Origin of the sequence: Variovorax sp. J31P207 (genome assembly GCF_030316965.1) — a bacterium.
In the GTDB taxonomy this organism is placed as follows: domain Bacteria; phylum Pseudomonadota; class Gammaproteobacteria; order Burkholderiales; family Burkholderiaceae_C; genus Variovorax; species Variovorax ginsengisoli_B.
This window is the reverse complement of sequence record NZ_JASZYN010000001.1, coordinates 256,646-282,830: the sequence shown is the minus strand read 5'-3', so window position 1 is coordinate 282,830 and position 26,185 is coordinate 256,646. Positions and strand designations below refer to the sequence as shown.

30 protein-coding genes are annotated in these 26,185 nt (G+C 68.4%); 14 read left to right on the top strand and 16 right to left on the bottom strand.

From position 1 onward, the window contains the following. Nucleotides 1-9 precede the first annotated feature (9 nt). From napA to QTI68_RS01290, 5 genes are all read right to left on the bottom strand, one after another. Nucleotides 10-2,505 (bottom strand): periplasmic nitrate reductase subunit alpha, encoded by a 2,496-nt coding sequence (gene napA, locus QTI68_RS01310; RefSeq protein ID WP_286519140.1) that lies wholly within the window; start codon nt 2,503-2,505, stop codon nt 10-12. Next, nucleotides 2,477-2,845: a chaperone NapD gene (locus QTI68_RS01305; protein WP_503011614.1), complete on the bottom strand. Its 369-nt coding sequence runs from the start codon at nt 2,843-2,845 to the stop codon at nt 2,477-2,479. Before QTI68_RS01305 ends, napA begins: the two co-directional genes overlap by 29 nt. A gap of 62 nt (nt 2,846-2,907) precedes the next feature. Then, entirely contained in the window at nt 2,908-3,072 is a 165-nt protein-coding gene (gene napE / locus QTI68_RS01300) for a periplasmic nitrate reductase, NapE protein (RefSeq protein WP_286519137.1), read from the bottom strand. 146 nt (nt 3,073-3,218) lie between these two features. Continuing rightward, a complete protein-coding gene (locus QTI68_RS01295) occupies nt 3,219-4,007 on the bottom strand; it encodes a DUF899 domain-containing protein (RefSeq protein WP_286519135.1) in 789 nt (262 codons plus the stop codon). A 117-nt stretch (nt 4,008-4,124) separates the two neighbouring features. Then, the gene (locus tag QTI68_RS01290) at nt 4,125-4,421 is read right to left on the bottom strand and encodes a hypothetical protein (RefSeq protein ID WP_286519133.1); all 297 of its coding nucleotides are present in this window, start codon (nt 4,419-4,421) and stop codon (nt 4,125-4,127) included. A 189-nt stretch (nt 4,422-4,610) separates the two neighbouring features. On the opposite strand from QTI68_RS01290, the gene zwf reads away from it, so the two are divergent. From zwf to QTI68_RS01270, 4 genes are all read left to right on the top strand, one after another. Continuing rightward, the gene (gene zwf, locus QTI68_RS01285) at nt 4,611-6,077 is read left to right on the top strand and encodes a glucose-6-phosphate dehydrogenase (protein WP_286519132.1); all 1,467 of its coding nucleotides are present in this window, start codon (nt 4,611-4,613) and stop codon (nt 6,075-6,077) included. Between the two features lie 109 nt (nt 6,078-6,186). Further along, complete coding sequence (locus QTI68_RS01280) at nt 6,187-6,498, top strand: hypothetical protein (protein ID WP_286519130.1); 312 nt, start codon at nt 6,187-6,189, stop codon at nt 6,496-6,498. A gap of 237 nt (nt 6,499-6,735) precedes the next feature. Beyond that, nucleotides 6,736-7,455, top strand: coding sequence for a hypothetical protein (locus tag QTI68_RS01275; protein WP_286519129.1), 720 nt, complete (start codon nt 6,736-6,738; stop codon nt 7,453-7,455). A 4-nt stretch (nt 7,456-7,459) separates the two neighbouring features. After that, complete coding sequence (locus tag QTI68_RS01270) at nt 7,460-8,365, top strand: DUF2628 domain-containing protein (protein ID WP_286519128.1); 906 nt, start codon at nt 7,460-7,462, stop codon at nt 8,363-8,365. A 5-nt stretch (nt 8,366-8,370) separates the two neighbouring features. On the opposite strand, the gene QTI68_RS01265 is transcribed toward QTI68_RS01270, so the two are convergent. The 4 genes from QTI68_RS01265 to trkA form a co-directional block, all read right to left on the bottom strand. Further along, complete coding sequence (locus tag QTI68_RS01265) at nt 8,371-8,625, bottom strand: hypothetical protein (protein ID WP_286519127.1); 255 nt, start codon at nt 8,623-8,625, stop codon at nt 8,371-8,373. A 21-nt stretch (nt 8,626-8,646) separates the two neighbouring features. After that, a complete protein-coding gene (locus tag QTI68_RS01260) occupies nt 8,647-9,045 on the bottom strand; it encodes a hypothetical protein (protein WP_286519125.1) in 399 nt (132 codons plus the stop codon). 127 nt (nt 9,046-9,172) lie between these two features. Beyond that, nucleotides 9,173-10,639: a TrkH family potassium uptake protein gene (locus QTI68_RS01255; protein ID WP_286519123.1), complete on the bottom strand. Its 1,467-nt coding sequence runs from the start codon at nt 10,637-10,639 to the stop codon at nt 9,173-9,175. An 18-nt stretch (nt 10,640-10,657) separates the two neighbouring features. After that, nucleotides 10,658-12,124 (bottom strand): Trk system potassium transporter TrkA, encoded by a 1,467-nt coding sequence (gene trkA, locus QTI68_RS01250; RefSeq protein WP_286519122.1) that lies wholly within the window; start codon nt 12,122-12,124, stop codon nt 10,658-10,660. A gap of 139 nt (nt 12,125-12,263) precedes the next feature. On the opposite strand from trkA, the gene QTI68_RS01245 reads away from it, so the two are divergent. Genes QTI68_RS01245 through QTI68_RS01235 form a run of 3 tightly spaced genes read left to right on the top strand, consistent with a single transcriptional unit; the run spans nt 12,264 to nt 13,848 of the window. Further along, nucleotides 12,264-12,557, top strand: a complete 294-nt coding sequence (locus QTI68_RS01245; RefSeq protein ID WP_286519120.1) for a type II toxin-antitoxin system Phd/YefM family antitoxin — start codon at nt 12,264-12,266, stop codon at nt 12,555-12,557. Next, nucleotides 12,554-12,937: a hypothetical protein gene (locus QTI68_RS01240; protein ID WP_286519119.1), complete on the top strand. Its 384-nt coding sequence runs from the start codon at nt 12,554-12,556 to the stop codon at nt 12,935-12,937. The genes QTI68_RS01245 and QTI68_RS01240 overlap by 4 nt, the downstream gene beginning before the upstream one ends. Before the next feature lie 29 nt (nt 12,938-12,966). Beyond that, the gene (locus QTI68_RS01235; RefSeq protein WP_286519118.1) at nt 12,967-13,848 is read left to right on the top strand and encodes a LysR family transcriptional regulator; all 882 of its coding nucleotides are present in this window, start codon (nt 12,967-12,969) and stop codon (nt 13,846-13,848) included. Nucleotides 13,849-13,858: 10 nt separating this feature from the next. Here the strand turns inward: QTI68_RS01235 and QTI68_RS01230 are convergent, their stop codons facing one another. From QTI68_RS01230 to QTI68_RS01215, 4 genes are all read right to left on the bottom strand, one after another. Beyond that, nucleotides 13,859-14,851, bottom strand: coding sequence for a tripartite tricarboxylate transporter substrate binding protein (locus QTI68_RS01230; RefSeq protein ID WP_286519117.1), 993 nt, complete (start codon nt 14,849-14,851; stop codon nt 13,859-13,861). Continuing rightward, complete coding sequence (locus QTI68_RS01225) at nt 14,841-15,683, bottom strand: amidohydrolase family protein (RefSeq protein ID WP_286519116.1); 843 nt, start codon at nt 15,681-15,683, stop codon at nt 14,841-14,843. The genes QTI68_RS01230 and QTI68_RS01225 overlap by 11 nt, the downstream gene beginning before the upstream one ends. Beyond that, nucleotides 15,676-16,485 (bottom strand): isocitrate lyase/PEP mutase family protein, encoded by an 810-nt coding sequence (locus tag QTI68_RS01220; RefSeq protein ID WP_353506402.1) that lies wholly within the window; start codon nt 16,483-16,485, stop codon nt 15,676-15,678. Before QTI68_RS01220 ends, QTI68_RS01225 begins: the two co-directional genes overlap by 8 nt. A gap of 61 nt (nt 16,486-16,546) precedes the next feature. Beyond that, the gene (locus QTI68_RS01215; RefSeq protein ID WP_286519113.1) at nt 16,547-17,536 is read right to left on the bottom strand and encodes a tripartite tricarboxylate transporter substrate binding protein; all 990 of its coding nucleotides are present in this window, start codon (nt 17,534-17,536) and stop codon (nt 16,547-16,549) included. 109 nt (nt 17,537-17,645) lie between these two features. Here QTI68_RS01215 and QTI68_RS01210 point away from each other — a divergent pair, with 109 nt between their 5' ends. Next, nucleotides 17,646-18,608: a DMT family transporter gene (locus QTI68_RS01210; protein ID WP_286519111.1), complete on the top strand. Its 963-nt coding sequence runs from the start codon at nt 17,646-17,648 to the stop codon at nt 18,606-18,608. Nucleotides 18,609-18,618: 10 nt separating this feature from the next. On the opposite strand, the gene QTI68_RS01205 is transcribed toward QTI68_RS01210, so the two are convergent. Further along, on the bottom strand, nt 18,619-19,002 hold the full coding sequence (locus tag QTI68_RS01205; protein ID WP_286519109.1) for a nuclear transport factor 2 family protein: 384 nt from the start codon (nt 19,000-19,002) through the stop codon (nt 18,619-18,621). Between the two features lie 90 nt (nt 19,003-19,092). Further along, nucleotides 19,093-19,953 (bottom strand): oxidoreductase, encoded by an 861-nt coding sequence (locus tag QTI68_RS01200; protein ID WP_286519107.1) that lies wholly within the window; start codon nt 19,951-19,953, stop codon nt 19,093-19,095. Nucleotides 19,954-20,068: 115 nt separating this feature from the next. On the opposite strand from QTI68_RS01200, the gene QTI68_RS01195 reads away from it, so the two are divergent. Beyond that, on the top strand, nt 20,069-21,001 hold the full coding sequence (locus QTI68_RS01195) for a LysR family transcriptional regulator (RefSeq protein ID WP_286519105.1): 933 nt from the start codon (nt 20,069-20,071) through the stop codon (nt 20,999-21,001). A gap of 51 nt (nt 21,002-21,052) precedes the next feature. Beyond that, nucleotides 21,053-21,973, top strand: a complete 921-nt coding sequence (locus QTI68_RS01190; RefSeq protein WP_286519104.1) for an HAD family hydrolase — start codon at nt 21,053-21,055, stop codon at nt 21,971-21,973. A 14-nt stretch (nt 21,974-21,987) separates the two neighbouring features. Here QTI68_RS01190 and QTI68_RS01185 read toward each other — a convergent pair whose 3' ends face one another. Then, nucleotides 21,988-22,560, bottom strand: a complete 573-nt coding sequence (locus QTI68_RS01185; RefSeq protein WP_286519102.1) for a carboxymuconolactone decarboxylase family protein — start codon at nt 22,558-22,560, stop codon at nt 21,988-21,990. Nucleotides 22,561-22,630: 70 nt separating this feature from the next. On the opposite strand from QTI68_RS01185, the gene QTI68_RS01180 reads away from it, so the two are divergent. The 4 genes from QTI68_RS01180 to QTI68_RS01165 all read left to right on the top strand — a co-directional run bounded on the left by QTI68_RS01180 (nt 22,631) and on the right by QTI68_RS01165 (nt 26,183). After that, nucleotides 22,631-22,954, top strand: a complete 324-nt coding sequence (locus QTI68_RS01180) for a winged helix-turn-helix transcriptional regulator (protein ID WP_286519100.1) — start codon at nt 22,631-22,633, stop codon at nt 22,952-22,954. Between the two features lie 152 nt (nt 22,955-23,106). After that, nucleotides 23,107-23,898: a DUF2092 domain-containing protein gene (locus QTI68_RS01175; protein ID WP_286519096.1), complete on the top strand. Its 792-nt coding sequence runs from the start codon at nt 23,107-23,109 to the stop codon at nt 23,896-23,898. A gap of 12 nt (nt 23,899-23,910) precedes the next feature. Continuing rightward, the gene (locus QTI68_RS01170) at nt 23,911-24,447 is read left to right on the top strand and encodes a hypothetical protein (RefSeq protein ID WP_286519094.1); all 537 of its coding nucleotides are present in this window, start codon (nt 23,911-23,913) and stop codon (nt 24,445-24,447) included. Nucleotides 24,448-24,470: 23 nt separating this feature from the next. Beyond that, on the top strand, nt 24,471-26,183 hold the full coding sequence (locus QTI68_RS01165; protein WP_286519092.1) for a SulP family inorganic anion transporter: 1,713 nt from the start codon (nt 24,471-24,473) through the stop codon (nt 26,181-26,183). Nucleotides 26,184-26,185: the final 2 nt, after the last annotated feature.

Sequence of the window (26,185 nt, the reverse complement as noted above, 5' to 3'; positions counted from 1 at the left end):
TGCCTTTCGCTAGACCTTCACGATCTTGATCGCGCATTTCTTGAAATCGGTCTGCGAGGAGATCGGGCAGGTGGCATCCAGCGTGACTTTGTTGATCAACTGGCTGGCATCGAACCACGGCACGAACACCAGCCCCTGCGGCGGCGCGTTGCGTCCGCGGGTCTCGACCCGGGTGCGCATCTTCCCGCGGCGGGACACCAGCTCGACCTCGACCCCGCGCCGCAGCCCGAGCTTCTTCGCGTCTTCCGGATGCATGTAGCACAGCGCATTCGGCACCGCCCGGTAGAGCTCGGGAACGCGCCGCGTCATCGAGCCGGAGTGCCAGTGCTCGAGCACGCGCCCGGTCGCGAGCCAGAAGGGATATTCCTTGTCCGGCGATTCCGCGGGCGGCTCGTAGGGCAGCGCGAAGATCACCGCCTTGCCGTCCGGATTGCCATAGAACTGGAAGCCCGAACCGGCCTTCACGTACGGATCGCTGCCTTCGCGGTAGCGCCAGCGCGTCTCCTGGCCGTTGACCACCGGCCAGCGCAATCCGCGCGCCTCGTGGTACATGTCGAAGGGCGCCAGGTCGTGGCCGTGGCCGCGGCCGAAGCTCGCGTACTCCTCGAACAGGCCTTTCTGGAGGTAGAAGCCGAAGGCCTTGGCTTCGGCATTGTGGTAGTCGGGGTCGAGGTCCTTCAGCGGGAACTTGTCGACCTGGCCGTTGCGGTAGAGCACGTCGAACAAGGTCTTGCCCTTGACCTCCGGCTGCTTGTCGATCAGCTCGGCCGGCCAGACCTCCTCGATCTTGAAGCGCTTGGAGAACTCCACCAGCTGCCACAGGTCGGAGCGGGCGTCGCCCGGCGCATCCACCAGCTGGTGCCAGAACTGCGTGCGGCGCTCGGCGTTGCCGTAGGCGCCTTCTTTCTCGACCCACATGGCGCTGGGCAGGATCAGGTCTGCCGCCAGCGCGGTCACGGTCGGGTAGACGTCCGACACGACCACGAAGTTGTCCGGATTGCGGTAGCCCGGATAGCCTTCCTCCATGAGGTTCGCCGCCGCCTGCATGTTGTTGTTGACCTGCACCCAGTAGGCGTTGAGCTTGCCGTCCTTGAGCATCCGGTTCTGCAGCACCGCGTGGTAGCCGGGCTTGTCCGGAATGGTGCCGGGCGGGAGCTTCCAGATGCGCTCCGCCTCTTCGCGGTGCTTGGGGTTGGCGACCAGCAGGTCGGCCGGAAGCCGATGCGAGAAGGTGCCCACCTCGCGCGCCGTGCCGCAGGCCGACGGCTGCCCGGTCAGAGAGAACGGACTGTTGCCCGGCGTCGCGATCTTGCCGGTCAGCAGGTGCAGGTTGTAGACCATGTTGTTGGCCCAGGTGCCCCGCGTGTGCTGGTTGAAACCCATGGTCCACAGCGACATCACCTTGACGTTCGGGTCGGCGTAGAGCTCGGCCAGCTTGTCGAGCTGCTCGCGGGAAACGCCCGACAGCTTCGTGACGTAGGCGGCGTCGTACTTCGACACGAACTTGGCGAAGTCGTCGAACGAGATCGGGGTCGATGCATTGGGGTCGGCGGCATTCTTGGCCGCTTTCTGCAATGGGTGCTCGGGCCGCAGGCCATAGCCGATGTCCGTCACGCCCTGCTTGAACACGGTGTGCTTGCTGACGAAGTCCTGGTTGACCTTGTTGTTGCGTATCAGGTAGTTGGCGATGTAGTTCATGATCGCCAGGTCGGTCTGGGGCTTGAAGATGATCGGCAGGTCAGCAAGGTCGAAGGAGCGGTGCGTGAAGGTCGACAGCACCGCAACCCGGGTCTTCGGTGCGCTGAGCCGGCGGTCGGTCACGCGGGTCCACAGGATCGGATGCATCTCCGCCATGTTCGAGCCCCACAGCACGAAGGCGTCGGCGGCCTCGAAATCGTCGTAGCAGCCCATCGGCTCGTCCATGCCGAAGGTGCGCATGAAGCCGGTCACCGCGGAGGCCATGCAGTGGCGCGCGTTGGGGTCGAGGTTGTTGGACCGAAAGCCGGCCTTGTAGAGCTTCGATGCCGCGTAGCCTTCCCAGATGGTCCATTGGCCGGAGCCGAACATGCCGATCGCGGTCGGGCCCTTGTCCTTGAGCACGCGCTTGAACTGCTGCTCCATCAGGTCGAAGGCCTGGTCCCAGGTGACGGTCTTGAATTCGCCGTTCTTGTCGTACTTGCCGTTCTTCTGGCGCATCAACGGCTGGGTCAGCCGGTCGGCGCCATACATGATCTTCGACAGGAAGTAGCCCTTGACGCAGTTCAGGCCCTTGTTGACCTCGGCCTGCGGGTCGCCCTGCGTGGCCACCACCTTGTTGTCCTTGACCGCCACCGTCACGCCGCAGCCCGTGCCGCAGAAGCGGCAGGGCGCCTTCGACCATTTCAGCTTGGTCATGTCGCCATCGGTCACGAAGTTCGCCGCGCCCGCTGGCAGCGCAACGCCGGCGACCGACGCCGTGGCGGCGACGGCCGTCTGTCTAATGAAGTCCCGGCGGCTGAAGCTCATCGCTCATCTCCTCGGCCATGGCGGCTGCGTCTTCGTTGTGCTGGTAGACGAGCGCCGCTGAGAGCACGCCGTCGAGTTGGTGCAGATAGGTCAGATGGGCCGCGATGGCGCGCGAGCTGGGTGCCTCCAGCGTGACGACCATCTTGCCGGCATCGCTGACCGCATGGATCTCGGCGCCGGTCATGAGATCGATGGCGGCCCGCACGTCGCCGAGCCGGGCCGGATCGGCGTGCACCACGACACCCGCGATATGCCATTCGTCGACGGCATCCTCGGGCTCGGGCTCGATGGTGATGAAGCGCTGTGCAATCGCCACTCGCAATCTCCTTGGTTGGGACATGCGTAAGGAAAGGGCGAGCCGAAATGCCCGCCCTCCTCATCCGTTGCGTCTGCGCACCGCCGTTAGTGCGAAGGGGGACCGCTCACCATCTGGATCATCCACACCATGAATCCGTAGCCGCCGACGACGGCGACGGACAGGACGGGCACCATGACGGCCGTCAGGAAGAGAAAGCTGCGAAGCTCCTCCTTCTTGCGCTGCGGGTCGAGCGCAGGCTGGTTTTCCATCGTGGTCATCCTTTATCGCTGGACGATCCCTGCCACTGGCGAGCAGTACGAGGCAAATTAAAGGCATGCGGGAGAGGCTTGTCAAGACAAGAGCAGATGAGGAGGCGCGGGAGAACGCCGCTTCAGGTGTCCGCGTCTTTCGACGGCTAGGTCTCCGGCTGCCCGTTGCGGAACGCCGCCTCCCCGGCCTCCGACACCTCGACCCAGCGCTGGTCGGGCGCCGCGTCCGCGGCGTAGTTGTCGTGCCAGTTCCACCACTTGTAGGGTGCCGTCTGGGGATAGCCTTCGGGCGAGTCCTCCCACGACTCCTGCCGGCCCAGCGGCGTGATGTCGAGGTAGTTCCAGGTGCCTCCCATCTGCTCGTCGCCGCGGCTCTGGATGAAGTAGGTCCGGAAGACGCGGTCGCCGTCGCGCAGGAACACGTTGGTGCCGTGCCATTCGTCGACACCGAAGTCGGCGTCGAATCGGTCGGTGAGGGTGAACCACGGCATCTTCCAGTCCATCCGCGCCTTGAGCCGCGCGATGTCCGCCTGGGGCGCCCGGGAGACGAACACCAGCGTGGTGTCGCGGGCGTTCAGGTGCGCCAGGTGGGCGACCTGGTCGGCCACCATCGAGCAGCCCCTGCAGGCCTGGTCGGGCCAGCCGAACACGCCCGGCTCGAAGAAGGCGCGGTAGACGATCAACTGGCGCCGGCCGTCGAACAGGTCGAGCAGGCCGACCCTGCCTGCGGGTCCTTCGAAGGCATAGCCCGTGTCGACCGCCATCCAGGGCATTCGCCGGCGCTCGGCCGCCAGGGCGTCGCGGGCGCGGGTCTGGGCCTTCTCTTTCACGAGCAGCTGCGCCCGGGCCGCCTCCCAGTCCTGCGGCGACACGATCGGTGGCCGCTGCATGGCGGGCCGTGGGCCCTTGCGTTCGTTCTCGGTGGTCGTCGCCATGGGTGTCGTCTCCTGGTGGGCCGCTGCGCACCATGCGCATGCGGGTCGGGGACAGTCTGGCACCGGAGGGCGAATACGGGGAGTAACAAGTGTGGCGGGGTTCCCGCCTGCGAGTCCCTACAACCGGGTCCCAAGGTCCTGTCGCCGGCGGTTGGCCCAGAGATTGACCAGCGCGTCGAGCTCCGTCGCGTAGATGCCCCGCTGGGGCAGACCCGGGGTGCCGTCGTCCTGGGGCTTGCTGCGCAGGGACGCGTGCCAGAAACCATCCGAGAGCTGTCTGTACTGGCCCATGATTTCGCAGCCCAGCGGCGTCGTGAGCGAAAACCCGCAGCGGCGGATGAGCATCCCGTCGCTGCGCGATCCTTCCACGCCCTTGGTCGATACGAGCATGTAGACCCCGTCGTCCTGGAGCACGCTTTCTCTCGGGAGCTGGGTCAGGAGTTCTGGCGGCTGGCTTGAATGTGGCTTGTCCATGGCTCCCTGTGTATCGGCCGACCCGAGGCAAGTTGTAGGCGGGATGTCATGAAAAATGTGTAAGCGTTGCAGACCGCTGGCATCAAAATCGCTTGCCTCCCGGCTCGGCAACGAAGCAAGGTGACACGAATGGCGAAGATCCCTCCCGGCGTCGGTCCGCGTTTCCCGCAGGTGGTGATGCTGGTGGGCGCGACCGGCGACCTGGCCCGGCGCAAGCTGCTGCCGGGCCTGTTTCACCTCTGCAGTTCGGGCTTCATCCCCGGTTGCCGGATCATCGGCGTGTCGCTCGACGAACTCGACGCCGAGGGCTTCCGTGCCGCCGCGCGCAGCGCGCTCGACGAATTCGGCAGCCGCAAGGTCCTGCCGGCCGCCTGGGACGCCTTCGCGGGGATCCTCGACTACGTGCCGCTGTCGGGCGGTGCGCAGGCGTTCAAGGAAGCGGTGGAGCGCGCCGAGAGCTCGCTCGGCGCGCCAGAATGCCGGCGCCTGCACTACCTGAGCGTGCCGCCGAGCGCGGCCCTGTCGGTGGTGCGCATGCTGGGTGCGGCCGAACTGGTCGAACGCTCGCACATCGTGATGGAGAAGCCCTTCGGCACCGACCTGGCGAGCGCGGTGATCCTCAACAGGCAATTGCACGAGGTGTTCGACGAGGAGCAGATCTTCCGCATCGACCACTTCCTCGGCAAGGAGCCGGCCCAGAACATCCTGGCCTTCCGCTTCGCCAATGGCCTGTTCGAGCCGATCTGGAACCGCAACTTCATCGACCACGTGCAGATCGACGTGCCCGAGACCCTCGGCCTGGGCAAGCGCGCGGGCTTCTACGAGCAGACCGGCGCCTACCGGGACATGGTGGTGACGCACCTGTTCCAGATCCTCGGCTTCATGGCGATGGAGCCGCCCACCGCGCTCGAACCGGCGCCGATCAGCGAGGAAAAGAACAAGGTCTTCCGCAGCATGCTGCCGATCGTGCCGGCGGACGTGGTGCGCGGGCAGTACAGCGGCTACCGCCAGGAGGAGGGCGTCGACCCCGACTCCGACACCGAGACCTTCGTCGCGCTCAAGTGCCACATCGACAACTGGCGCTGGGCCGGCGTGCCCTTCTTCCTGCGCACCGGCAAGCGGCTGGCCGAGGGCCAGCGCATCATCTCCATCGCCTTTCGCGAACCGCCCAAGAGCATGTTCCCGCCCGGCTCCGGGGTTGGCGCGCAGGGGCCGGACCACCTGACCTTCGACCTGGCCGATGCGTCGAAGATGTCGCTGTCCTTCTACGGCAAGCGGCCCGGGCCGGGCATGCGGCTGGACAAGCTGAGCCTGCAGTTCGCGATGCGCGACACCGGGCTGGTCGGCGAGGTGCTGGAGGCCTACGAGCGCCTGATCCTGGACGCCATGCGTGGCGACCGCACCTTGTTCACGACCGCCGAGGGCATCGAACGCCTGTGGCAGGTGTCGACGTCGCTGCTGGAAACGCCGCCGCCGGTGCGGCTCTACGAACCGGGCTCCTGGGGACCGAAGGCGATCCACCAGCTGATCGCGCCGCACGCCTGGCGACTGCCTTTCGAGCGCGCCTGGCGGGATCCGAACAAGGCGGGCAGCTGAGGCCGGGCCGACGGGGCGGAGGCCGCCGCGTACCCATGTCCGGAGTAGGCACACTGGCGCCGACAGCCGCGGCAACGATACTGGGCCTCTCTGCGAATGGAGGTCGGGTATGGCTCAACATGCAATCACCGCGATCCACTACGCGGGCGACAAGATCGACCTCGTGGCGGTTCATCCGGTCGTGGACAAGGAGTTCGGTTCGACCGGGCTGGCGCTGGGAGCGGCGCAACGGATCAGCGTCGGCGAATGCGCCGACCTGCTGGCGGCCGGCGAGGAGGTCTGCCTCGCGCGGCGCACCGAAGACCACGCCTGGGAGATCATTTGCGATGTCGAACTGCTGCCCGGCCGGCGCGAGTTCACCGGCGTCGACATCGTGAATCGGCCCAACGACGCATTGCGGAGTCTGCCCAGCTGGGGTTAGCGGCGATCGTTGCGCCTGCGCGACAGACCGCGCGTTCGGTTTCGAGGGCTTGGCGACTCCATACCCCCCATGTCACGGCTGGCAGCAGCCGTTCGACTCACGCTTTTGCCGGTCTTGCCTCGTCCCGCCGAAGGCATGCGCGCGCTTGACCTGATCCGAGTCTGACCATAAAAATGTGACAAACGTATAACTATGTAACTTTCGGCGGGCGCTCCAGGCCCCGCACCAGGAGGGCCCATGAGGAAAATCGCCGGCATCGCTTGCGCTGCCATGCTCTTGAGCGCCTGTTCGACAGGGCAGCAGCGACCGCCTGACGGCCCTGGCTCGGGCGTGGGCGCGGCGTATGTGCCGATGGTCGAGCCAGGTCCTGCCAGCGGCCCGCCGGCGGGCGAGTCCTACGAGGCGCTGGTCGCCAAGTGTCAGCGCGAGGCGAGCGGCCTGCCGTTCATCAAGACCGAGGACCATGACGCCGCCCTGATCGTGGTCGGCGTCGGCGTGGGTGCCGCGATCGGCTGGAACATCGGGCACACGTACTGGGACAATCGCGGGTTCGCCATCCCCCTCGTCGCCGCCGCGTCGCTGCCCATCGCGGGGATCATGGGCCTCTTTGCCCAGTGGGTGTATTCGCCCCAGACGGCTGTCTGGCGCAAGAAGCAGGAGACGCAGGTCGCCAACTGCATGGCCCGCTCCGGCTACAAGAACGTCGACCCCACGGTCCTCGTGACCTGGCTTGCGGTGCCGGCGAGCAGCATGGCGACCCGACCGACCGGGCGCGACACCTTCACCGCGGAGAAACTGGCGAAATCCCGCAGCTGCGCGGCCACGCCGATGGCCACGCTGGTCGCCAAGGGGCCGGGCTTCGAAGACTATCGCGTCGCCTGCACGAACGCACCCGAATTGGCCATCCATTGCGAGTTCGGCCAGTGCCGGGCCAGCAGCGATTACGCCGCCCGATAGGCCGATGGCGCCATTGCACACCGACGGCCGCACCGAGCCGACCCTCGGCGCCGATCCCGTCGCCCGCCCGCCGCTTCCCCGTGTGCCGGCGTCGGAGGAGGCGCGCGAGTTCTACGAGCTCGCCATCGGCGAGAAGAATCGCGAGTACTACCTGCGGCGTTTCGAGGAATTCGACCGGGAGGGGACTCGCCTGGGCTGGCACTGGCCCGCCTTCTTCTTCACTTTCTGGTGGCTCATGTACCGCAAGATGTGGGGCAAGGCGGCGTTGTACTTCCTGCTGCCCAACATCATCGGCGCCGCCATCGGCGCGGTCGCCATCGCGGCCCCGGGGTTCGCGGTGCTGGCGTACTGCGTCTACCTGCTGGGCCTGTTCGTCATCCCGCCCCTGATCTCGAACGGGGGCTACTACCGCCACTGCCAGAAGCTCATCTCGAGTGCCCGCCACACGAGCAGCAACCCGCAGGCCCAGTTCGCGCTGCTGGCAAGAAAAGGCGGCACGAGCAACATCGCCCTGATCCTGCTGGCGATCATGGCCATCGTCGCCGGCATCGGCATCCTGGCGGCCATCGCGCTGCCCGCCTACCAGGACTACACGGTCCGGGCGAAGGCCGCGAACGCCCTGCGCTACGGCAAGGCCGCGGCCGCCGCGGTCGGCGAGCACTACGAGACCCGGCGCACGCTGCCGGGTAGCCTGGCTGCCGTCCAGTTCGGCCCGCCGCTGCCGGCCGAGCTCCAGGACGTGCAGCTGAACACCTCCAATGGCGTCATCCGCCTGGTGCTCTCGAGCGGACCCGCGAACGGGCGGACGTTCCAGCTGGTTCCGTCCGCGGACACCGGCGGCCGCGTCACGTGGAGCTGCCAGTCGGTGGACATGAAGCCGAAGCTGCTGCCGGCCGAGTGCCGGCCCTGAGTCGGTCAGGCCAGGCGTGCCTGGATCAGAAGGGCCAGGGCGATCAAGGCGCCTATCGTACCGATCCCCAGCGCGATGCTGCGGGCCTTCCGCCGGGCCGCGCGGCGCCGTCGGTCGCCGATTTCCTCCAGCCGATCGAGTACCGATGCGATCAATGCGTCGTCTTCTTCGGGGTGGGCCAGGCGCTCTTCGACCGCCAGCGCCTGCAGCTTGTCGATCGCTTCCCGTCGTTGATTCGGCATGGTGGCATTCTGAAGCATGCGCCGCAGGGCAGGGCCGTGCTATCGCGTGACGTAGTACGCGGAGAACTGACCGGAGCTGTGCGGGCAGCGCTGAAACCCGACCCGCAGAAGCCAGCCTTCGAACCTCGGGCTCGCGATGTTCTCGAGGTAGAGCACGCGGGCCTGCAGGCCGTCGCTGCCGTCGAGGAAGCGATCGACCAGCCGCGCGAAGTAGCCTTGGCTTCGGGCGTCTTCGGAAACCTGGATGTGGGCCAGGCAGAGCGCCGGCTCTCCCGGGGTGGAGGCCTTGAACCATGAATAGTGCATGTACGCCTGCAGCGCCGCGCTCGTGTACCAGCGCGAGACGACGTCTTGCGCCTGGGGGATGCTGGCCTCGAACCGTGCGAGCCATGCGAAGTAGAGGTCCAGCTCGGCCTCCAGTTTGGTCGTGCAGTCCATGGGCCCATCGTAGCGGGCGTTGGCGGGCGGGTATTGCGCTGCAGCAACACCGGCGCCCGTGGAAAGCGGTTTCTGGCCTGGGGACTTTCCCCAGCCGCAAATGCCCGCTGGCGTCTCTTTGGCACCCTCACTTGCGCCAGAACGAGGGGGTCAGCAAGGCGATGAAGCTGAGCAATTCGAGCCGGCCGAGCACCATCGCGAAGGTGCAGACCCAGACCTGGAAATCGGTCAGGACGCTGAAGTTGCCGGCCGGCCCGACGCTGCCGAGCCCGGGGCCGGTGCAGTTCACGCTGGCCAGCACCGCGCTGAAGGCGGTGACCGGGTCGAGGTCGCTCAGCACCAGCAGCATGCTCAGCGAGATCGTCGTCACGCCATAGACCAGCATGAAAGCCAGCACCGAGAAGATCACGCGGTGGTCGACCACCATGGCGCCGAGCGTCACCGGCTGGACCGCACGCGGATGCACGAGGCGCGTCATCTCGCGCCGCGCCTGCTTCACCAGGATCAGCACCCGCACCATCTTGATGCCGCAGCCGGCCGAGCCGGCACTGGTCGCCACGCTCGACAGCAGCAGCATGAAGAGCGGCGCGAACACCGGCCAGGCCAGGTAGTCGACGGTCGCGAAGCCGGTTGTGCTGCCGACCGAGATGGCGTGGAACATGCCGTAGCGCAACGCATCCACCGGTCCGTAGACGCCCTTGGCCCACAGCACCAGCGCCACCAGCAGGCCGCCGCCGACCAGCGCGGCGAGCGTGCCGCGCAACTCCGGGTCGCGCCAGAAGCCGCGCCAGTGGCCCTTTCGCAAGGCGATGAAATACAGCGCGAAATTGCAGCTGGCCGCAAGCATGAAGATCACGGCGATGCCCTCGAGCAGCGGCGACGCGAAGTACGCGAAGCTGGCGTCGTGCGAGGAGAGGCCGCCCAGGCTCACGGTCGTGAACATGTGCATCATCGCGTCGATGGCGCTCATGCCGCCGGCCCAGTAGGCCAGGAAGCAGGCGGCCGAGAAGGTGGCGTAGATGCCCCAGAGTCCCTTGGCGGTCTCCTTCACGCGCGGCGTCAGCTTGCTGTCCTTGATCGGGCCGGCCACCTCGGCCTTGAAGAGCTGGCTGCCGCCCACGCCCAGCAGCGGCAGGATGGCCACCGCCAGCACCAGGATCCCCATGCCGCCGAGCCATTGCAGGAAGGTGCGCCAGACGTTGATCGACACCGGCAGCGCGTCCAGCTTGGCGAGCACCGTCGCCCCGGTGGTCGTGAGCCCCGACACCGACTCGAAGTACGCATGCGTGAAGTTGATCGGCCGGCCGATGTCGTGCAGGGCCCACATCATCGGCAGGGTGGCGAACAGCGGCAGCAGCACCCAGGTGAGCGACACCAGGAAGATGCCGTGGCGCGGCTGCAGCTCGCGCTTGTAGCGGCGCAGCCCGCCCCACAGGGCGGCCCCGCAGGCGAACGAGATCGCCGCCGACAGGGCCCACACATGGCGCAGGCCGTCGGCGTGGGTCCAGGAAATGATCCACGGCACGAACATGCCGAGCGAGAAGAAGGTCAGCAGGGCGCCGAGCACGCGCAGCACCGGGAAGAAGTCGCTCATCGAGACATGCCGGTGGCGTCAGAAGAAGGTGGCGCTGACGCGGAACAGCTTTTCCACGTCGCGCACCTGGCGCTTGCGCGGCACGAAGATCACCACATGGTCGTTGCTCTCGATCAGGGTGTCGCCGCGCGCGATGATCACCTGCACCGGCGTCGGCGGCGCCCCGCCGGCCGGGGCCGCGCCTTCGCCGATCTCGGGCAGGCCGCGCATCACCAGGCCGAACTGGGCGCCCTTGGGGAGCTGGATCTCCGAGATCCTGCGGCCGACCACGCGCGAGGTCTTGCGGTCGCCGCGCGCCACGATCTCCAGTGCCTCGGCCACGCCGCGGCGCAGGCTGTGCACCGCCTGCACGTCGCCCTGCCGCACATAGGCGAGCAGTTCGCCGAGCATGGTCTGCGCGGGCGACAGTGCGATGTCGATCTGCGTGCCGTGCATCAGGTCGGCATAGCTGCGCCGGTTGATCAGCGCCAGCACGCGGCGCGCGCCCAGGCGCTTGGCCAGCAGGCTGGCCATGATGTTGTCCTCGTCATCGCTGGTGAGCGAGAGGAACAGGTCGATGCCCTCGATGCCTTCGTCTTCCAGCAGGTCCTCGTCGGTGCCGTCGCCGTGCAGCACCAGCACGCTGCTCGGCAGTTCGGCGGCCAGCTGCACGCAGCGCGCGTGGTCGTGCTCCAGCACCTTGATCTGGTAGGGGCGGCCGGTCTCGACCAGCTGCCTGGCGAGCCGCAGCCCGACCCGGCCGCCGCCCGCGATCATGATGCGTTCGACGCCGCGCTGCTTTGCCCGGTCGTCGCGGTGCAGCGCCGACAGCACCAGGGGCAGGTGCTCGCGTGCCGACAGCACGAAGACCTCGTCGCCGGGTTCGACCAGGGTCTGGCCGTCGCAGACGATGAAGCGGTCGGGCTCGTTGTCGAGGCGGCGGTAGATGCCGACGATGCGCATGTCGGCGCCGGGCACGCGTTCGCGCAGCTCGGCGATGCTGTGGCGCACCAGCGGTGCGCCCGCCACCGCGCGCACCGCCACCAGGCAGGCCAGTCCGTTGGCGAACTCGCGCACCTGCAGCGCCTCTGGGTACTCGACCAGCTTGCCGATGTAGCGCGTGAGCGATTCCTCGGGGCAGATCACGCAGTCGACCGCGAAGCCGTCCTTGCCGAGCAGCGGGCTGTCTTCCTTGTAGGCGTTGGAGCGCACGCGCGCGATGCGCGTCGGGATGCCGAACACCTGGTAGGCCACCTTGCAGCAGACCAGATTGGTCTCGTCCTGCGCGGCGCAGGCGATCAGCATGTCGCAATCGCGGGCACCGGCCTCGGCCAGCACGTCGGGCTCGATGCCGCTGCCCACCACGCCGCGCAGCTCGAACCGTTCTTCGAGCTCGCGCAGGCGCGCCGCGTTGGTGTCGATGACGGTGATGTCGTTGCTCTCTGACACGAGCGTGCCGGCCACGCTCTCGCCGATCCGGCCGGCGCCGAGGATGATGATTTTCAAGTGATGTGGTCTCCCGGCAGGCTTTATACGCTGGAAGGCGGCGCGCGAAGAGTGGCCGCCACCCCGGGGTGGCGGGGATTGCGGTGTCTGGGATTCGCCGCTAGACTGGTTTAACGAAAACCTTAACGGATTCAGAAAAATGCCATTGCGAGCATCCGACATCGTTCCCATCAGCGAGGCGCGCGCCAGGCTCACCGAGCTGGCCGAAGACGTCGTCGGAAGCGGTTCGGAAAAAGTGCTGACCAAGAACGGCGCCAGCTACGTGGCACTGGTCGACGCGCGTCGCCTGGACTACTACCATGCCCTCGAGCAGGAGCACGCGAGCCTGGTGCTGGCCGACGATGCCGTCACGGGATTGCGGCAGGCCTTGGCCGGCCACTTCGTCGCCGACGACGAACTGGACCAGGCACTAGGCGCCCCACCCGCACCGTGAGCATTCCGGTCAACGCGAGGGTTCGCGCGGTTCCAAACTTTCTGGCGTGCCTGGGCGCGGCGCGCGACTTCATGCACGCGCAAGACGCCGCGACGGCGCCGGCGCGCTTCAAGAAGCTCCAGCGTGAACTGGCGCGGGCGCGCGAACTCCTGTCGTTCGCCCCGGCGAGCGGTCGGCCGGCGAGGTTTCTCGCCGCCCGGTCCGGATGGGGGCGGCTCCAGGCGGAGCAGGCCAGGCAATTGGCCGCGGCACTGGGCATGCCCGAGCTGCGGGAGTTCATCCTGGCGCGGCACATCCTCCTCTACGCGCATTCCGAACGGGAAGTCGTCCTGCTCTCGCTGCGGCATGAGCGCGAGCTGGGCTACGGCATGGCCGAATGACCCACGCGCCCCCTGCCTAGAATCCCGCGATGGATACCCGCCAGATGCGCTGCATCGTCGCGATCGCCGAATGCGGCAGCCTCACCCGCGCCGCCGAGCGCCTGGGGCTGGCGCAGCCGGCCTTGACGCAGACCCTCAATCGCCTCGAGGGCGAGATCGGCGCGAAGCTGTTCGAGCGCAGCCGGCGCGGCGCGGCGCTGACCGAGGCGGGCCTGGCCATCGTCGAAGACCTGCGGGCCGCGCTGGCCCACGGCGATGCGGCCGCCGAACGCGCGCGCGCCATGGGCGCCGGCCGGGCCGGGCGGCTGACCATCGGCTTCGTCACCCATGCGGTCTACGAGGTGCTGCCGCGGGCGCTGCGCCGGCTGCACGTGGAGCATCCGCAGCTGGACGTGGTGCTGCGCGAGATGAGCAACGCCGAGCAGGTCGACGCGCTCGAGGGCGGGCGCATCGACCTCGCGCTGCTGCATCCCCCGGTGCCGGTGACGGCCCGGGTGCACGAGCGGCGGCTGGGCGAGGAAGCGATGGTGGTGGCGCTGCCGGCCGACCATGAACTGGCGGCCGACGGCTGCGTGTCGATGGCCGAGATCGCCGCCCACGGCCTGGTGTGGTTCCCGGCCCAGCAGATGCCGCTGCTGCGCACGCTGATGCTCGGTGCCTTCCGCAGCGCGGGCCTCGACCTGCGGGTGCGGCAGGACGCCAACCGCACCCTCACCGTGCTGGCCTGCGTGGCCGCCGGCCTGGGCTGGTCGCTGCTGCCGAGCTCGGTGCGTTCGCTGCAGCACGCCGGCGTGCGCTATGCGCAGGTGCGCGACGGCGCGACGCTGCCGTCCTTCGAACTGGCGGCGATGTGGCTGGCGCGCTCGCGGCCGACCTTTGCCGATACCTTCGCCGCCATGCTGGCGGACTGAGGCTCCGAGCTCAATCCATCTGGATCTTGTGCGCCCGCGCCAGCTGGCCCCACTTGGCGATCTCCGCGCGGCGGAAGGCGTCGAGCTCGGCCGGCCCGCCGGCGACCACTTCGGCGCCGGTGGCCTCGAGGCGCTGGCGGATCTCGGGCTCCTTGAGCAGCGACGAGAACTCCTTCGCCAGCCGGTCGACCACCGCCGCCGGGGTGCCCGCGGGCACGAAGACCGCGTTCCACTCGTAGACCTCGTAGCCCGGCAGTCCCGATTCGGCCACCGTCGGCAACTGCGGCAGCACCGGCGAGCGCGCCTTGCCCGTGACCGCCAGCGGCCGCAGCTTGCCGGCCTGGATGTACGGCAGGCTCGACGCCAGGCTGGCGAAGAACACCGGCACCTGGCCCGCCATCACGTCGGTCAGCGCCGGGCCGCCGCCCTTGTACGCCACGTGGGTCATGCGCACGCCGGCCATGGCGCTGAACTGCTCGGCCGCCAGGTGCTGGGCCGAGCCGTTGCCGGACGAGGCATAGTTGATCTCGCCCGGCCTGGCGCGGGCCTGCGCGACCAGGTCCTGCACGCTGCGGATCGGTGCCGCCGGATTCACCACCAGCACGTTGGGCACCTTGACCAGCAGCGACACCGGGGCCAAGTCGCGGAGCGTGTCGAAGGGCATCTTGCTGCGCAGCGCCGGGTTCTGGGCATGGCTGGAGGCATCGAGCATCAGCGTGTAGCCATCGGGCGCGCTCTTGGCCACCAGGTCGCCGCCGATCGCGCCGCCGGCGCCGCCGCGGTTGTCGACCACCACCGGCTGGCCGAGCCGGCTCGACAGGGAGGGCGCGATGATGCGCGCCACCGCGTCCACCGTGCCGCCGGGCGGGTAGGTCACGACCAGCCTGATCGGGCGGCTGGGCCAGGCCTGGGCCTGGGCTGGGGACTGCACCGCCACCGCTGCGAGCAGCAGGACGGCGCCGGCCCCGGCCAGGCAGCGCCGGCGCGAGATGTCATTGCGCATGAAGGTCTCCCTCTTGTTCGAATTTGAAGAGCCGGGCCGGCGTGTCGACCAGGATCCGTTGTCGGGCGGCGGCGTCGGGCACCCAGTCGGCCAGGGCCGCCCGGGCCGCCGTGTAGTCGACCGTTTCGCGGTGCTCCGTATGGGGCCAGTCGCTGCCCCACAGCAGGCGCTCGGCGCCGAAGGCGCGCAGCAGCCGATCGGCCGCCGCGCGGGCCTGGGGCGCCCAGGGCTCGGGCCAGCTGCGGTAGGCGGCCGAGAGCTTGACCCAGGTCCGGCCGCCGACGGCCGCGGCCAGCAGCCAGGCCTGGCCGGCGTCGGCCAGGGCACCAGGGCGGCCGAAATGGTCCACCACCAGCTTGCAGCCGGCATCGAGCACGGGCTGTCCAGCCTGGGCCAGCGCCTGCGAGTCGCGGTGCAGCTCGACATGCCAGTCGAGCGCGCGCACGCGCGCGAACAGGCGCTGCCAGGCCGGGCGCGAGAAGTCGGGGATCGACAGGCCGACCAGGTTCAGCCGGATCCCGCAGATGCCGCCGTCGGCCAGCGCCTGCAGGGCGAGGTCGTCGGCCTCGGGATCGACCACGGCGACGCCGCGCAGCCGCCGCGGCCGGGCCCGGATCGCATCGAGCAGGAAACGGTTGTCGGTGCCCAGGAAGCTCGGCTGCACCAGCAGCGCATGCGAGACGCCGTGGGCATCGAGCAGGGCGCTGAAATCGGCCGGCGTGGCGTCGTAGTCCGGCGCGTGGCGGCGCTGGGGGGCCAGCGGCAGCCCGCGCACGAACACGTGGGCGTGGCTGTCGATGGCGGTGACCGCCGCCGGCGCGGCCTCAGGCATAGCGGCGCTCGAGCGCGTCGAACGCATTCTTGCGCACCAGCGCCTGGCGCTCGGCGAAGGTCGCGACCAGGCCGCTGGATTCGTCGAGCCGGCCGTCCCGCTGCAGCGCCTGCAGCGCCTGTTGCATGCCGTGCACTGCACCCTGCAGCGCGGCATTGGCGTAGAGCACCATACCGAAGCCCATGGCGCTGAAGTCGCTCGCGGCCAGCGTCGGCGTCTTGCCGCCGATCACCACGTTGACCAGCTGAGGGCAGGCGATCTCGCGCGGGATGCGGCGCAGCGCGTCGAGCGATTCGGGCGCCTCGACGAAGGTCAGGTCGGCGCCGGCCTCCGCATAGGCCACGGCACGCGCGATCGCGGCGTCGATGCCCTCCACGGTGGCGGCATCGGTGCGCGCGATCACCAGGAAGTCGGGGTGCAGGCGGGCATCGACCGCGGCCCTGACCTTGCCGGCCATCTCCTGCGTCGGCACCAGGGCCTTGCCCTCGAAGTGGCCGCATTTCTTGGGGCTGGCCTGGTCCTCGAGCTGGATCGCGTTGGCACCGGCGCGCTCGAGCGTGCGCACGCTGTGGCGCACGTTGAGCGCGTTGCCGAAGCCGGTGTCGGCGTCGACGATGATCGGCAGCGCCACCGCGTCGCGGATCGCCGCCGTGTGCTGCGCGATGTCGGCCAGGCCGACGAAGCCGAGGTCGGGCAGGCCGTAGAAGGTGTTGGTCAGGCCGGCGCCGCTCAGGTAGACGGCTTCGAAGCCGAGCTGCTCGATCACGCGTGCCGCCAGCGCGTTGGCGGCGCCCGGCACCATCAGCCCGCGCCGGGCCTCGACCTTGCGGCGCAGCGCCGTGCCGGGATGCAGCGCGTCCACCTCATTCGTCCTTCATGCCGGTGGCCTTGACCACCGCGCCGAGGCGCGCGCGCTCTTCGTCGACGAAGCGCACGAAGGAGGCCCGGGTGCCGCCGATCGGCTCGATGCCCAGGCCCTTGAGGCGCTCGGCGATGGCCGGCGTCTTCATGGCCGAATCGACCGCCGCGCTCATCTTGTCGAGGATCGCCGGCGGCGTTCCCTTGGGCGCGTGGATGCCGGCCCAGTGCGCGATGCGCAGGTCGCCATAGCCCTGCTCGGTCGCGGTGGAGAGTTCGGGGTAGGCCGAGATGCGGCTGGTCCAGGTGTCGGCCAGGGCCTTGAGCTTGCCGCTCTTGAGATAGGGCAGGGCGACGATGCTGGCCTCGGAGGTGGCTTCGACCTGCTTGCCGAGCACCGCCGTGATCGATTCGGAGCCGCTCTTGTAGGGCACGATGTCGAGCTTGGCGCCGTACTTCGTCTGCAGCACGCCCGAGACGAAGTGCGGCGTGCTGCCGGTGCCGGCGGTGGCCCAGTGGAAGCCTTCGCCGGTCTTCGAGGCGGCGATGAATTCCTTCAGGTTCTTGTACGGCGCATCGGCCGGCACCAGCACCACCGAGGGCGCCAGGCCGATCATCGCCACCGGCTCCAGGTCGGCGTCCTTGTAGGGCATCGACTTCTTGATCATGCTGTTGGAGATCACGCCGGCGGCGCTGATCAGGAAGGTGTAGCCGTCGGGCGCCGACTTGGCGACCACGTCGGCACCCAGCGTGGTGCCGCCGCCGGGCTTGTTCTCGATCACGATCGGCTGGCCCAGCGCCTTGGAGGCGCCCTCGGCGGCGGCGCGCGCCATCAGGTCGTTGGCGCCGCCGGCCGAGAACGGCACGATCAGCCGGATCGGCTTGGTCGGCCAGGCGGCCGGCGCCGCCTGCGCCCAGGCGGCACTGCCGGCCGAGGCGGCGAGGGCCGTGGCGACGAAGGTGGCGGCCAAGGTGCCGCGAAGGGAATGGGTCATGGTGTCTCCGGTTGTTCGGCCGCGCATGGCCGCGCGGCCCGGCCAAGTATCGGCAGGTCGCCAGCCCATGGGAACGCCTTGGCGGGTTGCTTTTTCATAAGCGGCGCTTATGCAACACTCGCTGCTTGGGTTCGCCATCTTCCCGTTCGTCATGACCTCGCAGCTTCTGTCCGCCACGATCTCCTCCAGCGCCAACGGGCGCGCCATCGTCACCATGGTCGCCGCAATGGCCTGCTTCGTGCTTAACGACGCCCTGGTCAAGCATGTGAGCCAGTCCATGGCCTCGGTGCAGCTGATCTTCCTGCGCGGGCTGATGGCCTCGGCGCTGGTGCTGCTGGTGGCCCACCGCCTGGGCGCGCTGCGGCAGGCGAGCGCCTTGCTGCACCCGCGGGTCGCGCTGCGCGCCGCGGTCGACGCCTGCGCCACCCTGTTGTACCTGCTGTCGCTGTTCCGCTTGCCGATCGGCAACGCGACCGCCATCAACCTGGCCGCGCCGCTGTTCATGACCGTGTTCGCGGTGCTCTTCATGGGCGAGCGCGCCGGCCGGGCACGCTGGTCCGCCGTCGTGCTGGGCTTCGCGGGCGTGCTGTGCGTCGTGCAGCCCAGCGGCGACGGCTTCAACGCCTGGTCCCTGCTGTGCCTGCTCGGCACGCTGTTCCACGCCACGCGCGACCTGTTGACGCGGCGCATCGACCCTGTGATTCCGTCGATCATCATCACCCTGGCCACGGCATTGGCCGTCACCTTGCTGGCGGGCTGCCTGACACTTTTCAGCGGCTGGCCGCCATTCGCGCTCGGCGACCTGGCGCTGCTGGGGATCGCGGCCGCCTTCCTGGCCACCGGCTACTTCCTGCTGGTGCAATGCATGCGCGCCGGCGAGGTCTCGCTGACGGCACCGTTTCGCTATTCGGCCGTGCTGTTCGCCATGCTGCTGGGCTACGCCGTGTGGGACGAGGTCCCCAGCGGGTGGGCCTGGCTGGGCATCGCGCTGCTCGTCGGCTCGGGCCTCTACATGCTGCACAGCGAGCGGGGCCGCCTGCGGGCGGCCGCGCTGGACGCTCAGCCGGAATGACGGCGCGGCGCTACGCCTTCGGCGGCGCCGGCGTTTCGGTGTGCATGGCGCACAGCCACTTGTCGCCGTCGCGCACCCAGGTCGACGAGTCGAGCATCTCCACGGTCGAGGTCTCCGACTGGCCCCTGGGCGCCGTCGTCTGCCGGACCCGGTAGACCAGGATGGCGGTGGCGTCGTTGGGACAGACCACCTCGACGTCGCTGAGCTCGAAGCCCTTCACCACCATCGATCCCTGCTCCGCCATCTTCCGATAGCCTGCGTGGTCGAATTGCATCGCACCATGCGAACTCACCATCAGGGCAGGTTCGCACAGAAGCGACAGCGCGCTGTCGGTGTCCTGGTCCACCATGGATTGCCAGAACCGGGTCTCCAGATCCATCAGTGTCTTGCGCATGGCGGCACACTCCTTCTTGTGGCTTGGGAAGTGAGGTCCATTCTCGAAGCGGTCCGGCGTTCGGGCGTCGGAGGGGTCGTGCTGTGCTGGTCAGTCGATTCCGACACCCCGATCGAAGTCCGTGCCGCGACTCACCGATTCCCAGTCATCCATCTCCTTCAGCATCGCCTGCGAATGCGCGCGGACCGCGTCGACCGCATCGCCGCCGAGCTGCAGGCGCAGCGGCGTGCGTTCGGCGTTCAGCGCGCGTTCGATCGCGGCCGCCGCCTTGCGCGGATCGCCAGCTTGCGTGTCGTGCATCGCGTGGGCGAATTCACGCGTGCCGCCGACCACCGCCTGGTAGTCCTCGACGACCGGCATGTGCCGCATGCCGCTGCCGGCGAGTTGCGTGCGGAACTGGCCCGGCTCCACGATCAGCACCTTGATGCCGAAGGGCGCGAGCTCCTGCGCCAGCGCCTCGGACACGCCTTCGATCGCGAACTTGGATGCCGAGTACGCGCTGAAGCCGGCGAACGAGAGCTGCCCGCCGAGGCTGGAGATGTTGACGATCGCACCCGCGCGTTGCGCTCGCAGACAGGGCAGCGCGGCGCGCGTCACGGCCATGGCGCCGAAGAAGTTGGTGTCCATCAGCGCGCGCAGCTCGGCGTCCGATGTTTCCTCGAATGCGCCGACCACGCCGTAACCCGCGTTGTTGATGAGCACGTCGATGCGGCCGAAGCGGGCGATCGCCGCCTTGACCGCCTCTTCGGCGGCGCCATGCGCAGCGACGTCGAGCGTGGCAGCGAGAACGCGGTCCGGTGCGCGCGCGACCAGATCGGCGAGCCGGGCCGGGTCGCGTGCCGTCGCGACCACGTTGTGGCCCCGGGCGAGGGCATGTTCGGCGAACGCGCGTCCGAAACCCGACGATGCACCGGTGATGAACCAGGTGCTGGCTTGGGCGGAAGAGTTCATGGCGAAGTCCTTTCTTGGTGGTGGACCCATGCAGGGCATGGACGTGACTGTCCCGCAATCTGAATTCATCGACTAGACCGATCAAATAGAAAGCACTGTGCGATACGATGCATGAATGGACCGGCAGCTCCTTCCGCATCTCGCCATCGTTCTCGCGGTGCACCGCCGACGCGGGTTCGCAGCGGCCGCGGGCGAGCTCGGCATGAGCGCGTCGGCGGTCAGCCACGCGGTGAGGGCGGTCGAAGAGCAACTCGGCCAGCCGCTGTTCGCTCGCACCACGCGCAGCGTGCGGCTCACCGAGGCGGGCGAAGCCTTCCTCCACACACTCGCGCCGGCCATGGCCGAGATCGCGGATGCAGTGGACGGCTTCGGCGCCAGCTTCGGCCGGGTCGGCGGCGTGTTGCGCATCAACGCGCCGCACGTGGCGCTGCCGATGGCCGTCACGCCGCTGGTGGCCGAGATGTCGCGGCGCCATCCGGACGTGGAAGTCGAAGTGACCTCGGAAGACGGGCTGGCAGACATCGTGGCTGGCGGCTACGACGCTGGCGTGCGGCTCGGTCATACGGTCGCGCAGGACATGGTGGCCGTGCGGCTCACGCCACCCTTCAAGGCGATCGTGGTGGCTTCGCCGGCCTACCTGGCGTCAGCGGGCACGCCGCGGAACGTCGGCGCGCTCGCAAGGCACAACTGCATCGGGTTCCGGTTCGTGACATCGGGCGGCGCCTATGCGTGGGACTTGCTCGACCGCAAGGCCCATGTGTGCGTCGAAGTGAAGGGCACGGTGCGCGTCACCAACGCCCTCTACGCCAGGGACCTCGCGCTGGCCGGCATCGGCATCGCCTACATCTTCGAGCCGCTGGTGCGCGCCGAGCTTGCCGATGGGCGGCTGCGGCAGGTCCTGCCGCAATCGGCGTTCGAGGAGCCGGGGCTGTTTCTCTACTTTCCGAGGCGGGCCGCGCAGGCGCCGAAGCTGCGCGCCTTCGTCGATCTCGCAAAGGAGATGCCGGGGCTTGCCATGGCCGGTGCCGGCGCTGGTTCCAGGGAGTGACCGAATCCTTGCAGAATGGATGCACTGTCGTCAACCTGAAAGGAACTCGTCATGCCGAGTGCAGAACTTTCGTCCTGGAACAACGGCCCGGCCAAGGCGGCCATCCTCGACTTCGTGGCCAGGGTGACCTCGGAGGGCGGCCCGGACCATGTCCCGCCCGCCGATCGAATCGCGACCTTCGACAACGACGGCACCCTGTGGTGCGAGCAGCCGCTCCAGGTTCAGTTCTCTTTCGCCCAGCATCGATTGAACGACATGGTCGCGCGCGACCCGAGCCTCGCCGAGCGGCAGCCGTTCAAGGCCTATGTCGAGAAGGACATGGCCGCGATCAAGGCGGCCGGGATGCGCGGCCTCTTCGAGGTGGGGGCGGCCGTGCACGCGGGCGTCACCGAGGAAGCCTTCGACCGGATGGCGCGGGACTGGCTCGCGCAAGCCAAGCATGCCGGCCTGGGCCGCTTGTTCACCGATCTCGTCTACGTTCCGCAGCTGGAACTGGTCGCCTACCTTCAGAAGCATGGGTTCAAGGTCTTCATCGTGTCGGGCGGCGGCATCGACTTGATGCGCGCCTTCTCGGAGGAGGTCTACAAGATTCCGCGGCACCAGGTCATCGGTTCCAGCGTCAAGACGCGCTTCGAGATCCAGGACGGCATCGGGCAGCTCGTCAAGCTGCCGGAGCTGAACTCATTCGACGACCGCGAGGTCAAGCCCTGCAACATCGGACTTCACATCGGACGCCGGCCGATCCTGGCATTCGGAAATTCGGACGGCGACCTGGCGATGCTTCGCTACACGAAGACCGGGCCCGGGCCGCGGCTCGCGTTGCTGCTGCATCACGACGACGGCGCCCGCGAATTCGAGTACGACCGCGAGTTCCGATTGAGCCCACTGGCCGAGGCGCTCGACAACGCGGCGCACTACGGCATCGACATCGTGAGCATGAAGCGAGACTGGGCCGAGGTCTTCGCTCCCTGACGACCGTGATGGCGCTACCTGCCGTCGCTCGACTGGCGCCGGCGCGACGCAGGAAAGCCCGGCGTGCCCGGCTCGGCCGGCAGGCGCAGGGCATTCGTGAGGTAGCTGACCGTGCGATAGAAGCCGGCCAGCATCAGCAGTTCGAGAATCGCTTCATCGCTGAATGCCGACTGCAGCGACCGCCACAGCGCGTCGTCGACATCGCACTCGGCATGAAGCATGTCGCAAAGCGCGAGCAGCAGCCTGTCCTCGTCCGTCCAGCAGGCATCTTGCGCTTGCCCGGCGGCCAGCGAAGCGACCTGGGCCTCATTGAAGCCGGCGTGCGATGCGAACAGCGCGATGTGGACGCCCCACTCGTATTCCGACTTGCACAGCGCGGTCGTCCGGGCAATGACGAGCTCGCGCTGTCGCAAGCCGAGATGTCCGCGGTCGAGCAGCCCGCCGGCGAAGAATTTCTGGAACAGGCGAGGGTCCCTGGCGAGCGTGGTGAAGAGCCGCAGGGGCGGCTTGCCACGCATGAGGCCGTCGAGCGAAGCCTGGATGCCGGCCGCAAATGGCGGTTCCGCGGGAGCGATGCGAGCAGTCATGATCGACCTCGGGCGTCTGCTACAGTTTCTAAAGCATGCACTCTACCGAGATTGCTTTGAAAAGTAAAGCATGACCATTCCGAAGATCGGCGCGCCGGTGCGCGGCTCGAAGACCGGCCGCCCCATCATGGTGGCGCTGGACCTGCTGGGTCGCCGCTCGACCCTGCGGATTCTCTGGGAGCTCCGTGCGCAGCGGCTGACATTCCGCGCGCTGCAGGAGGCCTGCGAGACCAACTCCAGCCTGTTGAACACGAGGCTGGCGGAGCTTCGTTCGCTGGGCCTGGTGGCGCATGACGAGGGCGGCTACGGCCTGACCGACGAGGGACGCAAGTTGAGCGCGGCGCTCGCGCCCCTGAGCGATTGGGCGCGCCAGTGGAAGCCCGCGGCGGGTTGAGCCGCAAGAGCTGGTCTTCCGTCGGCGCTGAGCCGACACCCCACAGCGGCACTGCACCAAAGTGCAGCTTTACTTGGACACTGGTCGTGTCTATTCTGGGCCCCGACGACGCCGCGATCCGTCGCCCCTTTCACAGACCAGGAGAAGCAGACATGGTTCGAACACTACTGGCGACCAGCGTGCTGGCGCTGTCGCTCGGGGCAGCGGGCCTGCATGCCCAGCCCGCGCCCGCACCGGCCGCGCCGGCACCCGCGGCCGCGGCTCAGCCGGCGGCCAATCCGGTCGATCCCCAGGCGATCCAGGCGCTCAAGGACATGGGCGCGCACCTGCAGTCGCTGAAGCGCTTCGAGGTCGAGATCGAGCTGACCGCCGAGCGGGTGCTGGCCGACGGCCAGAAGCTGCAGCACACGGCGACCGCCGAACTCCAGGTCGCGCGGCCCAACAAGATGCGCGTGCGGATGTCGAGTCCGCGCTCGGTGCGCGAACTCTTCTACGACGGCAAGACCGTGACCCTGTTCACGCCGGCGCTCAAGACCTATTCGCAGGCCGAGTTCAGCGACAACCTGGGCGTGCTGATCGAAAAGCTCAAGCAGCGCTTCGGCATCGAGGTGCCGGCCTCCGACCTGTTCGTCTGGGGAACGCCAGAGGCGCCGTTCGATGCGATCCAGTCGGCGATGTTCGCCGGGCAGGACTTCATCGACGAGGTGCTCAGCGATCACTACGCCTTCCGCCAGGGCGAACTCGATTGGCAGATCTGGCTCACGTCGGGTGGCAACCCGCTGCCGCTCAAGCTCGTGATCACCAATCGCTCGGATGAAGCCAGGCCGCAATCGGCCACGCTGTTCGACTGGAAGAAGAACCCGGGCTTCAAGGATTCGACCTTCAAGTTCGTGCCGCCCAAGGGGGCGACCGAGGCCAAGTTCGTTCCCCTGAAGACCTCCTGAAGGAGCTGTGCCATGAAGCAAGCAGCAAGCAAGACTTACTCGGCCCTTCTGAGCGTTCTGGTGGTCGCCGGCCTGGCCTGGGCGCCATCGGCCGGAGCCATCGGGGGAGGAGGAGGGCGCGGCGGCGGCGGGGGTGGCATGCACGGCGGCGGTGGCGGCGGCATGCATGCGGGAGGTGGCGGTGGTGGTGTCAATCGGGCGCAGGTCAACAACAACCGCAGCGCGGACGTCCGCACCAACAATGTCCGCAACACCAGCGTCAACAACGTCAACGTCAACAACGTCAACCGCAACACCAACGTCGTCGTCGCGGGCGGCGGCGGCGGATGCCGCAACTGCGGCTGGGACAACGACTACCACCCGGTCGCCACCGCGGCCGCGGTCACCGCCACCGTCGCGGTGACCTCGGCGGTGGTCGGCTCGATGGTGCGCTCGGTCCCTGCCGGGTGCGTGCCGGTCAACTACGGCGGCATGGTCTACCAGCAATGCGGCACGGTCTGGTACCAGCCGCAGGGCGGGCAGTACGTGGTCATCAATCCGCCTTATTGAGCGCCGTCACCCTTCGGGCGCCAATGAGCAATCCGACTTCGTCGACCCCGTCCTTGCTGTCGCGCCTGCTGCCGGTGCTGAACTGGGCGCCGCACTATCGCCGCGACTGGTTCGGCGCCGACCTGCTGGCCGGTGTCACGGTCGCCGCCTTCTGCATCCCCGAGAGCATGGCCTATGCCGGTCTCGCCGGACTGCCGCCGCAGGCCGGCCTCTACGCCAGCCTGCTCGCGGTCTTCGCGTACGCGATCTTCGGCACCTCGCGGCAGGCGGCCATCGGACCGACCTCGGCGCTGTCGATCCTGGTCGCGACCGGCCTGGCGGGGCTGTCCCTCAAGGACCCGGCCCGCTATGCCGAGATGGCGGCGCTGCTCGCGCTCATGGTCGGCGCCATCGCGGTCGTGGCGCGGGTGTTCCGCCTCGGCTTCCTGGTCAATTTCATTTCCGAGTCGGTGCTGACCGGGTTTTCGGCCGGCGCCGCGATCTACATCGCCACCACGCAGCTCGGCAAGCTGTTCGGCATCGAGGGCGCGCACGGCGAGTTCGTCGACCGCATCGCCTATCTCTTCCAGCACCGGGGCGACACCAACCCGTGGTCGCTCGGCCTGGGCGTGGCCGTGATCGCGGTGCTGCTGGTCACCGAGAAGCTCGCGCCGCGCATCCCATGGGCGCTGGTGGTGGTGGCGGCGTCGATCCTCCTCATGATCTTCACCGGGCTCGGCGGCCACGGCATCAGGATCACCGGCGAGATACCGAGCGGCCTGCCGCCGTTCCGGCTGCCGTCGTTCACGCTGGCCGACGCGCAGGCGCTGCTGCCCACGGCCTTCGCGGTGTTCCTGCTGTCGTACGTCGAAGGCATGGGCGTGGTGCGCACCTTCGCGGCCAAGCACAAGTACCCGGCCGACGCCAACCAGGAGCTGCTGGCCGTCGGTGCGGCCAATGTGGTCTGCGGCCTGGGTTCGTCGCTGCCGGTGGGCTGCAGCATGTCGCGCTCGGCGGTCAACGACCAGGCGGGCGCGAAGACGCCGCTGGCGGGCGCGATCTCGGGCCTGCTGCTGGGCGTGATCGTGCTGTTCTTCACCGGCGCCTTCACGCAGCTTCCCGAGCCGGTGCTGGCCGCGGTGGTGATCATCGCGGTCAAGGGGCTGGTCGACATTTCGGCGCTGCGGCGCCTGCTGCGGGTGAGTCCGCGCGAGTTCTGGATCGCCCTGGCCGCGATGGCCGGGGTGCTGCTGTTCGGCATGCTCGAAGGCGTCATGATCGGCACCGTGCTGTCGCTGCTGCTGCTGGTCTGGCGGACCAGCAATCCGAGCACCGTGCTGCTCGGCCGCATTCCCGGCACCGAGCTGTACAGCGACCTGGCACGCCATCCCGACAACGAGATCGAACCCGGCTCGCTGGTGTTTCGCGTCAATGCGGGCCTCTTCTATGCCAATGCGCCCAACGTCAAGGCCGACCTGATGGATGCGATCGAAAAACAGGGCAAGGCGGTGCGGCTGGTGGTGATCGATCTCTCGTCGTCGCCCTACGTGGACGTGGCCGCCGCCGACATGCTGGCCGAATGCCACGAGGAACTGGCGGGCCAGGGCATCACGCTGAGGGTGTCGAACATGAACGGCGAGGTGCGCGACATGATGCGCCGCGATGGACTCGACAAGGTGTTCGGCGACCTGGGCCCGGCACTGAGCGTGGAGTCGATCGTCGGGCAGTGGAAGAAAGCCGGGGCCCGCGCGCCCTAGCG

Excerpts from the sequence above, each read along its gene's own strand:
- napA (WP_286519140.1), bottom strand. The coding sequence starts at position 2,505 with ATGAGCTTCAGCCGCCGGGACTTCATTAGACAGACGGCCGTCGCCGCC.
- QTI68_RS01305 (WP_503011614.1), bottom strand. The coding sequence starts at position 2,845 with ATGTCCCAACCAAGGAGATTGCGAGTGGCGATTGCACAGCGCTTCATC.
- napE (WP_286519137.1), bottom strand. The coding sequence starts at position 3,072 with ATGGAAAACCAGCCTGCGCTCGACCCGCAGCGCAAGAAGGAGGAGCTT.
- QTI68_RS01295 (WP_286519135.1), bottom strand. The coding sequence starts at position 4,007 with ATGGCGACGACCACCGAGAACGAACGCAAGGGCCCACGGCCCGCCATG.
- zwf (WP_286519132.1), top strand. The coding sequence starts at position 4,611 with ATGGCGAAGATCCCTCCCGGCGTCGGTCCGCGTTTCCCGCAGGTGGTG.
- QTI68_RS01280 (WP_286519130.1), top strand. The coding sequence starts at position 6,187 with ATGGCTCAACATGCAATCACCGCGATCCACTACGCGGGCGACAAGATC.
- QTI68_RS01275 (WP_286519129.1), top strand. The coding sequence starts at position 6,736 with ATGAGGAAAATCGCCGGCATCGCTTGCGCTGCCATGCTCTTGAGCGCC.
- QTI68_RS01270 (WP_286519128.1), top strand. The coding sequence starts at position 7,460 with ATGGCGCCATTGCACACCGACGGCCGCACCGAGCCGACCCTCGGCGCC.
- QTI68_RS01265 (WP_286519127.1), bottom strand. The coding sequence starts at position 8,625 with ATGCTTCAGAATGCCACCATGCCGAATCAACGACGGGAAGCGATCGAC.
- QTI68_RS01260 (WP_286519125.1), bottom strand. The coding sequence starts at position 9,045 with ATGGACTGCACGACCAAACTGGAGGCCGAGCTGGACCTCTACTTCGCA.
- QTI68_RS01255 (WP_286519123.1), bottom strand. The coding sequence starts at position 10,639 with ATGAGCGACTTCTTCCCGGTGCTGCGCGTGCTCGGCGCCCTGCTGACC.
- QTI68_RS01245 (WP_286519120.1), top strand. The coding sequence starts at position 12,264 with ATGCCATTGCGAGCATCCGACATCGTTCCCATCAGCGAGGCGCGCGCC.
- QTI68_RS01235 (WP_286519118.1), top strand. The coding sequence starts at position 12,967 with ATGGATACCCGCCAGATGCGCTGCATCGTCGCGATCGCCGAATGCGGC.
- QTI68_RS01230 (WP_286519117.1), bottom strand. The coding sequence starts at position 14,851 with ATGCGCAATGACATCTCGCGCCGGCGCTGCCTGGCCGGGGCCGGCGCC.
- QTI68_RS01225 (WP_286519116.1), bottom strand. The coding sequence starts at position 15,683 with ATGCCTGAGGCCGCGCCGGCGGCGGTCACCGCCATCGACAGCCACGCC.
- QTI68_RS01220 (WP_353506402.1), bottom strand. The coding sequence starts at position 16,485 with ATGGTGCCGGGCGCCGCCAACGCGCTGGCGGCACGCGTGATCGAGCAG.
- QTI68_RS01215 (WP_286519113.1), bottom strand. The coding sequence starts at position 17,536 with ATGACCCATTCCCTTCGCGGCACCTTGGCCGCCACCTTCGTCGCCACG.
- QTI68_RS01210 (WP_286519111.1), top strand. The coding sequence starts at position 17,646 with ATGCAACACTCGCTGCTTGGGTTCGCCATCTTCCCGTTCGTCATGACC.
- QTI68_RS01205 (WP_286519109.1), bottom strand. The coding sequence starts at position 19,002 with ATGCGCAAGACACTGATGGATCTGGAGACCCGGTTCTGGCAATCCATG.
- QTI68_RS01200 (WP_286519107.1), bottom strand. The coding sequence starts at position 19,953 with ATGAACTCTTCCGCCCAAGCCAGCACCTGGTTCATCACCGGTGCATCG.
- QTI68_RS01195 (WP_286519105.1), top strand. The coding sequence starts at position 20,069 with ATGGACCGGCAGCTCCTTCCGCATCTCGCCATCGTTCTCGCGGTGCAC.
- QTI68_RS01190 (WP_286519104.1), top strand. The coding sequence starts at position 21,053 with ATGCCGAGTGCAGAACTTTCGTCCTGGAACAACGGCCCGGCCAAGGCG.
- QTI68_RS01185 (WP_286519102.1), bottom strand. The coding sequence starts at position 22,560 with ATGACTGCTCGCATCGCTCCCGCGGAACCGCCATTTGCGGCCGGCATC.
- QTI68_RS01180 (WP_286519100.1), top strand. The coding sequence starts at position 22,631 with ATGACCATTCCGAAGATCGGCGCGCCGGTGCGCGGCTCGAAGACCGGC.
- QTI68_RS01175 (WP_286519096.1), top strand. The coding sequence starts at position 23,107 with ATGGTTCGAACACTACTGGCGACCAGCGTGCTGGCGCTGTCGCTCGGG.
- QTI68_RS01170 (WP_286519094.1), top strand. The coding sequence starts at position 23,911 with ATGAAGCAAGCAGCAAGCAAGACTTACTCGGCCCTTCTGAGCGTTCTG.
- QTI68_RS01165 (WP_286519092.1), top strand. The coding sequence starts at position 24,471 with ATGAGCAATCCGACTTCGTCGACCCCGTCCTTGCTGTCGCGCCTGCTG.